The 11,740-nt window shown below is 71.8% G+C and carries 11 protein-coding genes; 8 read left to right on the forward strand and 3 right to left on the reverse strand.

Annotation, left to right across the window (positions count from 1 at the left end; genetic code table 11):
* Window positions 1-154: 154 nt before the first annotated feature.
* From ABD343_RS13500 to ABD343_RS13515, 4 genes are read left to right on the forward strand one after another with little or no spacing between them, the layout of a single operon-like run.
* Window positions 155-1,060 (forward strand): ATP-binding cassette domain-containing protein, encoded by a 906-nt coding sequence (locus tag ABD343_RS13500; RefSeq protein WP_344527580.1) that lies wholly within the window; start codon window positions 155-157, stop codon window positions 1,058-1,060.
* The gene (locus ABD343_RS13505; protein ID WP_344527582.1) at window positions 1,057-1,845 is read left to right on the forward strand and encodes an ABC transporter permease; all 789 of its coding nucleotides are present in this window, start codon (window positions 1,057-1,059) and stop codon (window positions 1,843-1,845) included. The genes ABD343_RS13500 and ABD343_RS13505 overlap by 4 nt, the downstream gene beginning before the upstream one ends.
* Window positions 1,842-3,197 (forward strand): sensor histidine kinase, encoded by a 1,356-nt coding sequence (locus ABD343_RS13510; protein ID WP_344527583.1) that lies wholly within the window; start codon window positions 1,842-1,844, stop codon window positions 3,195-3,197. The genes ABD343_RS13505 and ABD343_RS13510 overlap by 4 nt, the downstream gene beginning before the upstream one ends.
* A complete protein-coding gene (locus tag ABD343_RS13515; RefSeq protein WP_344527585.1) occupies window positions 3,103-3,774 on the forward strand; it encodes a response regulator in 672 nt (223 codons plus the stop codon). The genes ABD343_RS13510 and ABD343_RS13515 overlap by 95 nt, the downstream gene beginning before the upstream one ends.
* 157 nt (window positions 3,775-3,931) lie before the next feature.
* Here the strand turns inward: ABD343_RS13515 and trhA are convergent, their stop codons facing one another.
* Window positions 3,932-4,621, reverse strand: coding sequence for a PAQR family membrane homeostasis protein TrhA (gene trhA / locus ABD343_RS13520; protein ID WP_344527587.1), 690 nt, complete (start codon window positions 4,619-4,621; stop codon window positions 3,932-3,934).
* Between the two features lie 249 nt (window positions 4,622-4,870).
* Between trhA and ABD343_RS13525 the strand changes: the two genes are divergently transcribed.
* On the forward strand, window positions 4,871-6,733 hold the full coding sequence (locus ABD343_RS13525) for a phosphoenolpyruvate carboxykinase (GTP) (protein WP_344527588.1): 1,863 nt from the start codon (window positions 4,871-4,873) through the stop codon (window positions 6,731-6,733).
* A gap of 9 nt (window positions 6,734-6,742) precedes the next feature.
* Here ABD343_RS13525 and ABD343_RS13530 read toward each other — a convergent pair whose 3' ends face one another.
* A complete protein-coding gene (locus ABD343_RS13530) occupies window positions 6,743-7,147 on the reverse strand; it encodes an SCO4983 family protein (RefSeq protein ID WP_344527590.1) in 405 nt (134 codons plus the stop codon).
* A gap of 96 nt (window positions 7,148-7,243) precedes the next feature.
* On the reverse strand, window positions 7,244-8,455 hold the full coding sequence (locus ABD343_RS13535) for a pyridoxal phosphate-dependent aminotransferase (protein WP_344527592.1): 1,212 nt from the start codon (window positions 8,453-8,455) through the stop codon (window positions 7,244-7,246).
* Between the two features lie 109 nt (window positions 8,456-8,564).
* Between ABD343_RS13535 and ABD343_RS13540 the strand changes: the two genes are divergently transcribed.
* The 3 genes from ABD343_RS13540 to ABD343_RS13550 all read left to right on the forward strand — a co-directional run bounded on the left by ABD343_RS13540 (window position 8,565) and on the right by ABD343_RS13550 (window position 11,691).
* A complete protein-coding gene (locus tag ABD343_RS13540; RefSeq protein WP_425578170.1) occupies window positions 8,565-10,253 on the forward strand; it encodes an MFS transporter in 1,689 nt (562 codons plus the stop codon).
* Window positions 10,254-10,258: 5 nt separating this feature from the next.
* Window positions 10,259-10,903: a TetR/AcrR family transcriptional regulator gene (locus tag ABD343_RS13545; RefSeq protein ID WP_344527595.1), complete on the forward strand. Its 645-nt coding sequence runs from the start codon at window positions 10,259-10,261 to the stop codon at window positions 10,901-10,903.
* A 140-nt stretch (window positions 10,904-11,043) separates the two neighbouring features.
* Entirely contained in the window at window positions 11,044-11,691 is a 648-nt protein-coding gene (locus ABD343_RS13550; protein WP_344527597.1) for a VHL beta domain-containing protein, read from the forward strand.
* Window positions 11,692-11,740: the final 49 nt, after the last annotated feature.

The raw sequence follows: 11,740 nt of genomic DNA on the forward strand, positions 1-11,740 counted from the left end.
GCCTGTCGCGTGGTGACAGAGGAGACCGCCGCGCGGCCCGGAAGTCATCGCCCGTGCCGAAAGTTTTTCCGTAGTACCCGGGTACCAGGGCCCGCCCGCCCCTCACACCCGTGGTCCGACGTGCCGCCCCGGCGCCGTCCCTAGCGTCGTGAGCATGCTCACCGTCGAATCACTCACGAAGCGCTACGGCAACAGGACCGCCGTGGACGGCCTCTCCTTCACGGTCAGGCCGGGCACGGTCACCGGCTTCCTCGGCCCCAACGGCGCCGGGAAGTCCACCACGATGCGCCTCCTCGTCGGCCTGGACGCGCCCACCAGCGGCCGGGCCCTGATCGACGGCCGCCGCTACGCCGACCTCCCCGCGCCGCTGCGCGAGGTCGGCGTGCTGCTGGAGGCCCGCTCGGTGCACCCGGGCCGTACCGCGTTCCGGCACCTCATGGCCCTCGCCCACACCCACGGCATCCCCCGCCGCCGCGTCGAGGAGGTGATCGGCACGGTGGGGCTCCAGGACGTCGCCGGGAAGCGGGCCGGAAGCTTCTCCCTCGGCATGGGCCAGCGGCTCGGCATCGCCGCCGCGCTGCTCGCCGACCCGGCGGTGATCCTGCTGGACGAGCCGGTCAACGGGCTCGACCCGGAGGGCGTGCGCTGGGTGCGCACCCTCCTCACGTCCCTGGCCGCCGAGGGCCGCACGGTCTTCCTCTCCTCGCACCTGATGAGCGAGATGGCGCAGACCGCCGACCACCTCGTGATCGTGGGCCGGGGCAGGCTGCTCGCCGACACCACGGTGGAGCGGTTCGTGCGGGAGGCGGGGCTCGGCAGGGTCCGGGTCGTGACGCCGGAGGCGGACCGCCTCGCCGGGCTGCTCGGCGACGGGGCCGTGCGCGAGGCCCCGGACACCCTGCGGGTCACGGGCACGGACGCCGCGCACATCGGCCGTACGGCTGCCGCGCACGGCATCCCCCTGACGGAACTCAGCCCGCACACCGCGTCATTGGAGGACGCGTTCATGGAACTCACCCGCGACACTGTCGAGTACGAGGGGAGGGCGGCGGCCGCATGACGACGTACGGGACGCACGAGACGTACGGGGTGACGTTCCCCCGTGTGCTGCGCGCGGAGTGGAGCAAGCTGTGGTCGCTGCGCTCGACCTGGTGGACGCTGGGCGGCACCGTCGCGCTCGTCCTCGCGCTCGCCGTGGGCGCGGGGATCGCGACGGACACCACGGGCAACGGGCCCGCCGGTGACCCCATGGACGTCAGCCTGTTCGGGGTGAACTTCGCGCAGCTCATCCTGCCCGCCCTGGGCGCGCTGATCACGGCGGGCGAGTACGCGAACAGGTCGGTCCGCTCCACCATGACGGCCGTGCCGCGGCGGCTGCCCGTCCTGTGGGCGAAGAGCGCCGTGTTCGGCGCCGTGGTCCTCGCCCTCCTCCTCGCCACCGCCTTCGCGGCGTTCGCGCTGGCGCAGGTCTTCCTGGCCGACACCCGGCTCGCCACCTCGTTCGGCGACCGGGGCGTGGTGCGGGCGCTGTGCGGGGCCGCGGTGTCCACCGCGCTGCTCGGGGTGCTGGGCCTCGCGCTGGGCGCGCTGCTGCGCAGCGCCCCGGCCGCGATCGGCGTCTTCGTGGTCGTCCTCACGGCACTGCCGCAGTTCGCGAGCGCGCTGCCGTACGCCTGGGTGGACACGGCGGTGCACCACACCCCGCTGCCCGCCGGTCAGGGGCTGATGGCGGTCGTACCGCAGCCGGACCTCCCGGGCCCGCTGGCCGGGCTGGTCACGCTGGCGGTCTGGGCGGCGGTCACGCTGATCGCCGCGGCCGTCCTGCTGAGGCGCCGGGACGTATGAGCACCGGCGCCGGAAGCGGCGGGGACAGCGGGAGCGGCGGGAGCACCAGGGGCCTCCACCACGCGTTCCAGCGCGTACGGGAGTTCGACGCACGGCACCCGTGGCTGTGGAACGTCCTGCTGCCCCTGCTCGTCGCCCTGCCCGGGCTGAGCGTGCTCATCGACGGCACCTGGCGGGACGGCCCGGAGAACGTACGGGCCGGCCCGCCGCCGGACGGCATCCCGCCGTCCTGGCCGTGGCTGCTGTCGGCGGGGCTCGTGGTGCCGCTGCTGTGGCGCAGGCGCTGGCCCTTCGCGGTGTTCCTCGTGATCTCCGGCTTCCTCTTCGTCTCCAGCCAACTGGGCCTCAGCCTGCCCGTCTCCCTCGCGGTGGTCCTCGCGCTGTACGGGGTCGCGCTGCGCTCGCCGCTGTCCCGGCTCGGCTGGGCGGGCGCCTCGATCCTGGTCACGGTGGCGGCCGAGGCGCTCTTCCGGGCGCCGGAGGACGCCGGCCGTACGTACGTCCCGGTCTTCGCCATCGCCGCGGCGGTCGTCGCCGCGGGCATCGCCGTGCGCACCCGGCGCGAGTACCTGGCCTCGCTGCTGGAGCGGGCCGCGCGGCTGGAGATCGAGCGCGACCAGCGGGCCCGGCTCGCCGCCGCGGCCGAACGGGCGCGCATCGCGCGGGAGATGCACGACGTCCTCGCGCACAACCTCTCGGTGATCACGGGGCTCGCGGACGGCGGCTCGTACGCCGGGCGGCGCTCCCCCGAGCGCGCCCGGCAGGCGCTCGACGCGATCGCCGCGACCAGCCGCGAGGCCCTGGACGACCTGCGCGGGCTGCTCGGCGTCCTCAAGGACACCGAGAGCGAACTCGCCCCGCAGCCGGGCCTGCTGGAGCTGGACCCGCTGCTGGACCGGGTGCGGGCCGCCGGGCTGCCCGTACGGGCGTCCCGCGAGGGCGCGGCGGCGGACGCCGAGTCGCCCGGCCGCCAGCTCGCCGTCTACCGGGTGGTGCAGGAGGCGCTGACCAACACCCTGAAGCACGGCGGGAGCGGGGCGACGGCGACGGTGACCGTGACGTACGGGCCCGACGGCCTCACCGTCACCGTCACCGACACGGGAACGGGCACCGGCGACCGGGGCCCGGGAGGCGGCCAGGGCATCGGCGGAATGCGCGACCGCGCCCGCGCGTACGGCGGCACACTGGAGGCGGGCCCCGCGCCGGGCGGCTGGCGGGTCCGCCTGTGGCTGCCCCGGACTACGACGGACAGGACCATTGACGACAGTTCTGATCGCGGACGACCAGGCGATGCAGCGGTTCGGGTTCCGGATGCTGCTGGAGAGCCAGGACGACCTGACGCCCCTGGGTGAGGCGGCGAACGGCTCGGAGGCCGTACGGATGGCGGCCGAACTCCAGCCGGACGTCGTGCTGATGGACGTGCGGATGCCCGGCCTGGACGGGATCGAGGCCACCCGGCGCATCGTCGCGGGCGGCGGCCGTACGCGGGTGCTCATCCTGACGACGTTCGACCTGGACGAGTACGCCTACGCGGGACTGCGGGCCGGGGCCAGCGGCTTCCTGGTCAAGGACGCGCAGCCCGCGGAACTGCTCGCGGGGATACGGGCGGTGGCGGGCGGCGACGCGGTGGTGGCCCCGGCGATGACGCGCCGGCTGCTGGACGCCTTCGCCGACCGGCTCCCCGGCCCGGACCGGAACGGGCCCGGGCCGGGCGCCGATCCCCGGCTCGCGGCCCTCACCGAGCGTGAACGCGAGGTGCTGACCGCGATCGGCCGGGGCTGGAACAACACGGAGATCGCCGAACGGCTGACGCTCGCGGAGTCCACGGTCAAGACGCACGTGGGGCGCGTGCTCGCCAAGACCGGGACCCGCGACCGCGTCCAGGCGGTGATCCTCGCGTACAACACGGGCCTGGTGAGCCCGGAATGACTCCGTCAGCCACGGGGGAGGTCACCGCCGTCCCGGCGGAAGACACTCCGCCGCGCAGGCGCGCGACCGCGAACGGCAGGGTGCGGCGGAATCACGGACGGCCGGTGCCACCGCGGTGCCCGGCGCCGATACGACGCCCGGCTGATCCGCCGGAGGCTCACGTGTGCTGGTAGGCCACCAGCGAGATGCCGACGTAGTGCACGACGAAGGCGGCGAGCGTGAACGAGTGGAAGACCTCGTGGAAGCCGAACCACCGCGGGGACGGGTTCGGCCGCTTGATCCCGTAGACGACGCCGCCCGCGCTGTAGAGCAGCCCGCCGACGATCACGAGGACGAGGACGGCGATGCCGCCCGTGCGCAGGAAGTCGGGCAGGAAGAAGACGGCGGCCCATCCCATGGCGATGTAGCACGGGGTGTAGAGCCAGCGGGGGGCGCCGACCCAGAAGACGCGGAAGGCGATGCCGCACGCGGCGGCGGCCCAGATCCCCCACAGCAGCCACTCGCGGCGGCCGTCGGGGAGCAGCAGGATCGTCAGGGGTGTGTAGGTGCCCGCGATGATCAGGAAGATGTTGGCGTGGTCCAGGCGCCGTAGCACCGCGTTGACACGGGGACTCCAGTCACCGCGGTGGTAGAGCGCGCTGATCCCGAAGAGCAGGCACGCCGTGAGGGTGTAGATGGCGCAGGCGACACGCCCGCGGGTGCTGCCCGCGAGCGCGGTGAGGAACATGCCGGACACCAGGACGGCGGGGAACATGCCCAGGTGGAGCCAGCCACGAAGCTTGGGCTTGATCACCTGAGCTGCGGCGGAAGCGGCCTTGGAGGCGGCAGCGGAGGCGGGGGCTGTCATCGCCCCATCGTATCTACGGACCCGTAGGTTCCCCGTATACCGGGGGAACGAAGGCATGACGTGACGTGGTGACGGACACACCGTTCCCATCTGGACAGACAACCTCTAGGCTCGCATGATCAGATGAGCACAAGCGGCACCGGATGAGCGAACCGCAGGGCAGCCACGAAAGCATCCGGGTCGCGGCCCCCAAGGGGCACAGAGAGTCACCACAGACACACATAAAACCCTCAACCGTCTGGAGCGATCGTGGCGCGCAGTTCTGCGGCTCCCTCTCCCGTTTCGACCCCTTCCACCCCGTCCGCCCCGCCCACCCGTCACCGTGAGCTGATCGCCTGGGTGGACGAGATCGCCGCCCTCACCGAGCCGGACCGGATCGTGTGGTGCGACGGCTCCGAGGCGGAGTACGAGCGCCTCGCCGAGGAGCTGGTGGCCAAGGGCACGTTCAAGAAGCTCGACCCGGTCAAGCGCCCGAACTCGTACTACGCCGCCTCGGACCCCACCGACGTCGCGCGCGTCGAGGACCGCACCTTCATCTGCTCCGAGAAGGAGGAGGACGCGGGCCCGACGAACCACTGGAAGGACCCGGCGGAGATGCGCGAGATCTTCGCGGGAGACCAGGGCATCTTCCGCGGCTCGATGCGCGGCCGGACGATGTACGTCGTGCCGTTCTGCATGGGCCCGCTCGGCTCCCCGCTCTCCGCTCTCGGCGTCGAGATCACCGATTCGGCGTACGTGGCGGTCGCGATGCGCACGATGACCCGGATGGGGCAGCCCGTCCTGGAGGAGCTGGGCGAGGACGGCTTCTTCGTCAAGGCCGTGCACAGCGTGGGCGCCCCGCTGGCCGAGGGCGAGAAGGACGTGCCCTGGCCGTGCAGTTCGACGAAGTACATCTCGCACTTCCCCGAGTCCCGCGAGATCTGGTCGTACGGCTCGGGGTACGGCGGCAACGCGCTGCTCGGCAAGAAGTGCTACGCGCTGCGCATCGCCTCCGTCATGGCCCGCGACGAGGGCTGGCTCGCCGAGCACATGCTCATCCTGAAGCTGACCCCGCCGCGCGGGGGGTCCGAGGCCATCAAATACATCGCGGCGGCGTTCCCTTCGGCCTGCGGCAAGACCAACCTGGCGATGCTCCAGCCGACGGTCCCGGGCTGGACGGTCGAGACGATCGGCGACGACATCGCCTGGATGCGCTTCGGCGAGGACGGGCGGCTCTACGCGATCAATCCGGAGGCGGGCTTCTTCGGCGTCGCGCCGGGCACCGGCGAGGACACCAACGCCAACGCGATGAAGACCCTGTGGGGCAACTCGGTCTTCACCAACGTCGCCCTCACCGAGGACGGCGACGTGTGGTGGGAGGGCATGACCGAGGAGAAGCCCGCGCGCCTGACGGACTGGAAGGGCAACGAGTGGACCCCGGAGTCGGGGACCCCGGCGGCACACCCGAACGCCCGCTTCACGGTGCCGGCCGGACAGTGCCCGATCATCGCCCCGGAGTGGGAGGACCCGCGCGGCGTCCCGATCTCCGCGATCCTCTTCGGCGGACGCCGCGCCACGGCCGTACCGCTGGTGACCGAGTCCTTCGACTGGCAGCACGGCGTCTTCCTGGGCGCCAACGTGGCGTCCGAGAAGACCGCCGCGGCCGAGGGCAAGGTCGGCGAGCTGCGCCGCGACCCGTTCGCGATGCTGCCCTTCTGCGGCTACAACATGGGTGACTACTTCGCCCACTGGCTGGAGGTCGGCGCGAACGCGGCGGACGCCTCGAAGCTGCCGAAGATCTACTACGTCAACTGGTTCAAGAAGAACGACGAGGGCAAGTTCGTCTGGCCCGGCTTCGGCGAGAACAGCCGCGTGCTGAAGTGGATCGTCGAGCGGCTCAACGGCGAGACCGAGGCCGTCGAGACGCCCATCGGCCTGCTCCCGAAGAAGGAGGACCTCTACACGGAGGGCCTCGGTCTCTCGGACGAGGAGCTGGACTTCATCCTCGCCGTCGACAAGGACGTCTGGCGCGACGAGGCCGCCCTCGTCCCCGAGCACCTCAACACCTTCGGGGAGCACACCCCGAAGGAGCTGTGGGACGAGTACCGGGCCCTGGTCAAGCGCCTGGGCTGACCCGGACGGTTACGCGGGCACCAGCTCGCCGTGGGCGGACATCCGCTCGGCGGCGAGCTGGGCCGCCTCCTCGTCACCGCGCGAGGTCGCGACGGACAGCGCGTTCCCCGCGAGCATGCGCGCCCGCTGGTGCAGGGAGGCGAGGTGTGCGGCGTCCGCACGCTGCGCGGACGGTGCCACGCGGAACGGCGCGCGCCCGCTGAGCCGGGCCACGACGGCGGCCAGCTCCGAGGCGGCCGCATCCAGCGAGGCGTCGGGCGTGAGCACCCGCAGCTCGTCCGTCACGGTGAGCAGCGCCGTCAGATGCCCGGCGAGCCGGATGTCCAGCTCCTCCTCGCGCGTGCGCCGCGGGAGATCCCGCAGAGCGTCGTCGGCCAGGGTGTGGACCGACTTGGTGCGGATCGGTTCGTACATGGATGGCCTCCTGGCTGTGCGTTCAGGAAGCCATCCTAACTTAGACAGAGTCTAAAATTGTCCCGGAACAAAGATCCGGGATCGACGACCCGGCCCTTACGGCTGCCCGTAGCCGTCCAGGAAGCGCCCGATCCGGGTCACGGCGTCGGTCAGCTCGGTCACGGACGGCAGATTGACGATCCGGAAGTGGTCGGGCTCCGGCCAGTTGAACCCCGTGCCGTGCACGATCATGATCTTCTCCGCGCGGAGGAGGTCGATCACCATCTGCCGGTCGTCCTTGATCTTGAAGACCTTGGGGTCGAGCTTCGGGAACGCGTAGATCGCGCCCTTCGGCTTCACGCAGCTCACCCCGGGGATCTGCGTCAGCAGCTCGTATGCCGTGTCGCGCTGCTCGCGCAGGCGTCCGCCCGGCAGCACCAGGTCCTCGATCGTCTGCCGCCCGCCGAGGGCCGCGGCCACCGCGTGCTGCGCGGGCATGTTGGCGCACAGTCGCATGTTCGCCAGGATCGTGAGGCCCTCGATGTAGCTGTCCGCGTGCCCCTTCGGGCCGCAGACCGCGAGCCAGCCGCTGCGGTAACCGGCGACGCGATAGGACTTCGACAGGCCGTTGAAGGTGAGGGTCAGCAGGTCCGGCGCGATGACCGTGGTCGGGGTGTGCGTCGCGCCGTCGTAGAGGATCTTGTCGTAGATCTCGTCGGAGCAGACGACCAGGTTGTGGCGGCGGGCGATGTCGGTCAGGCCGCGCAGCATCTCCTCGTCGTAGACCGCGCCCGTCGGATTGTTCGGGTTGATGATCACGAGCGCCTTGGTGCGGTCGGTGACCTTGCGCTCGACGTCCGCGAGGTCGGGCATCCAGTCGGCCTGCTCGTCGCACCGGTAGTGCACGGCGGTGCCGCCCGCGAGGGAGACGGAGGCCGTCCACAGCGGATAGTCCGGCGCGGGGACCAGCACCTCGTCGCCGTCGTCCAGCAGGGCCTGCATGGACATCTGGATCAGCTCCGAGACCCCGTTGCCCAGATAGATGTCCTCGACGGACAGCTCGACGCCCTGCGTCTGGTAATGCTGCATGACCGCGCGGCGGGCGGAGAGCAGGCCCTTCGCGTCGCCGTAGCCGTGCGCCGAGCCGACGTTGCGGAGCATGTCCTCCAGGATCTCCGGCGGGCAGTCGAAGCCGAACGCCGCGGGATTGCCGGTGTTGAGCTTCAGGATGCGGTGCCCTGCCGCCTCCAGCCGCATCGCCTCCTCCAGGACCGGGCCCCGGATCTCGTAACAGACATTGGCGAGCTTCGTCGACTGGATCACCTGCATATCGCCACCTTACGGGCGAGTTACGCGCCGCGCCCCGTGTTTTCCCTCACCTCGGAGGCCCCTCGTCCGAGGTATTGACAGTGACTCTCTTTTGAGAGTTACTGTCATTATGGAGATGAAGGAGCAGGACCCGCGGCGCTGGTGGGCGCTGGTCGCGCTGGGCGCGTGCATGCTCGTCCTCGGCTTCGACCTCACGATCCTGAACGTGGCGCTGCCCGAGATGGCCGACCAACTCCACGCGGACACCCGGGACATGCAGTGGATCGTCGATGCGTACGTGGTGGTGTTCGCCGCCACGATGCTTCCGGCGGGCCTGCTCGGCGACCGGTTCGGGCGGCGCCGGATGCTCCTCGCCGGGCTCGGCGTCTTCCTCGTCGGCTCGCTGCTGGGCACCCTCACGGACAGCCCGGAGTGGGTGATCGTCGCCCGCGCGGGCATGGGCCTGGGCGCCGCGCTGATCTCCCCGCTGGTCCTCGCCGTGCTGCCCTCCCTCTTCACCGACCCGAAGGAGCGCACGAAGGCGATCGGCGCCGTCACCGCCGCCGTGGCCGGGGGCATGCCCCTCGGCCCGATCGTCGGCGGCTGGCTCCTCGATCACTACTGGTGGGGATCGATCTTCCTGATCAACGTGCCGCTGGCCGCCCTCGGCATGGCCGCCTGCCTGCTGCTCCTGCCCGAGAGCCGCGACCCGGGCTCGCCCCGCGTGGACCCGCTGAGCACGCTGGTGAGCGTGCTGGGGCTCAGCATCCTCGTCTTCGCGATCATCGAGGGCCCCGAGCGCGGCTGGAGCGATCCGGTGGTGCTCGTCTCCTTCCCGCTCGCCGCGCTGCTGCTGGCGGCACTGGTGGTCAGGGAGCGGCGCGCGGGCGGGGAGAACGGGAGGAAGGGGAAGCGGACGAGGCCGATGCTCGATCTCGACCTGCTGAGGCACCCCGGGTTCCGCTGGAATTGCGCGGTGGTCACGCTCGTCACGCTGGTGCTGTCGGGGCTGCTGTTCATCGTTCCGCAGTACCTCCAGGCGGTGCTGGGGAACGATGCGCTGGGCACGGGCCTGCGGCTCCTCCCCCTCATGGCCGGGATCGTGGTCGCGGCCCGCGCCGCCGCGCCGCTCGTCACCTGGCTGGGGACCAGGATGGTGGTGAGCGGCGGGCTGGTGCTGCTGGCGTTCGCCGCCTTCCTCGGAGCCCGCACGGACCCCGGCAGCGGGTACGGGCTGGCGGCCACCTGGCTGACGCTCACCGGCGTCGGCACCGGCCTCGCGATGGTGCCCGCGATGGACGGGGCGGTGGACTCGCTGCCGGACACGCGGACCGGGAGCGGCTCGGGCCTGCTGATGACGGTGCGCCAGGTCGGCACGGCCCTCGGTATCGCGCTGCTCGGCAGTCTGCTGTCCGGGACGTACACGGCGCGGCTCGACCTCGGGGGCAGCGGCCTCCCCCCGGCCGCCCGGGACGCCGCGGGCGACTCGGTGGTCGCCGCCCACCTGGTGGCCGAGCAGAGCGGCTCGCAGCGGCTGGCCGGAGCGGCGGACAAGGCGTTCATCGACGGGATGGGCCAGGTGCTGGCGATATGCGGGATCCTCGCCCTCCTCACCGCCGTCATAGCCGGCACCCTTCTGCCCGACAGAAGGCCGAAGGGTGGGGAAGGGACGCAGAAGGAGAGGAAGGGCGAAAAGGGAGAGAAGGGAGAGAAGGAAGAGAAGGGGGCGAAGGGGGAGAGCGAGGGGGCGCGGGCCGCCGATTCGCAAGACAGCTCCGGCCGGGGCATGGCCCAGCCCGAGGCGGATGGCCGACAATGAGATCCATGGCCCCCGCACCTACAGAATCCGCTACGACGGTTCCCCCGGCCCCGGCAGCGAAGCTCGGGCTGCGCGAGCGGAAGAAGATCCAGACAAGCCAGGCCATCCGGCACGCCGCCTACCGGCTCTTCGAGGAGCAGGGATACGACGCGACGCCTGTCGACCAGATCGCCGAGGAGGCCGAGGTCTCCCCCAGCACCGTCTTCCGCTATTTCCCCACCAAGGAAGACATCGTGCTCACCGACGAGTACGACCCGATGATCGAGGAGACCCTGCGCGCCCGCCCCGCGAGCGAGCCCCCGGTCGCCGCGCTGCGCGAGGCGCTCAGCGACTCGCTCGCCCGGGTCTTCGACAAGGACGCCACCGAGACCTGGCAGCGGATCCGGCTGATCCGCGAGGTGCCCGCGCTGCGGGCCCGGATGAGCGAGCAGTCGGCCGAGACGTGCCGCCTGCTCGCCCGCGCGCTCGCCGAGCGCGCGGACAGACCCGTCGACGACCTCGAAGTGCGCATCGTGACGGGCGCGATGCTCGGCGCGCTGACCGAGGCGATGTTCAGTTGGATCGACAGCGGCGGGTCCAAGACGCTCACCGATCTGGAGCGTCTCGTCGCCCGCGCGCTCAACGTCCTGGAGCGCGGTCTCACGCTCTGATGCCCCCACCGGTGCGCGCGGGTACGCACCATCCCGGTGCGCACCGGTGGTATGTCTGCTACTTCTAAGAAGGCGCGGAAACGCGGCGCGGAAACGCGGCGCAGAAGTGCGACACAGCCGGGGAACCGGGGGGTGAGGCTGTGAGCGATCCGCACGGCGGCCACGGCGGGGGTTTCCTGCACAGGTCCGCGGCGTTCTGGACCATGATCGGCGGTCTCTGTGCCGTCATCGGCCTGGTCGTCTCGCTCGTGGTGGCCACGAAGGCCCCGTCCTCCGAACCGTCCGCCGACGGCGGGGGCGGAGGAGGCGGCGGAGGGAACGGCGGGGGCGGCGCGACGTCCGCTCCCCCGGCGACCAGCGCGTCCCCCACCTCGGCCGCTCCCCCGTCCTCGGCGCCGCCCCCGTCCTCCCCGCTGTCCTCACCGCCCTCGCCGTCCGCCTCCGCGTCCACGTCCGCGGCGGCGCGGGCCGAGCGCCGCTGGCAGTGGTACTACAACGGCGCGGTGAACAACCCCTGTTCGGCCCGCCAGAGCGCCCGTTCGTCCCCGGTGGGCGTGCCGGTCGTATACCGGTTCGCGAACACCTCGCCCGCCGAGACGTTCCGCGTCGCCTGGATCGACCCGAGCGGCGAGGAACGCCCGTACGCGACGGTCGCGCCCGGGCAGAGCTGGTCCACGAACTCCCACACCGGGCACGTATGGATGCTCACGGACGCCGACGAGGAGTGCCTGACCCTCTTCGTACTCCAGAGCAGCGGCCAGACGATCGTGTCCGAGCCGGGCAGGTGACCGGGGGGGGTGACCGGGGGGGGTGACCGGGGGGGGGTGACCGGGGGGG

The sequence above is a fragment of the Streptomyces albiaxialis genome (assembly GCF_039530985.1).
Lineage (GTDB): Bacteria > Actinomycetota > Actinomycetes > Streptomycetales > Streptomycetaceae > Streptomyces > Streptomyces albiaxialis.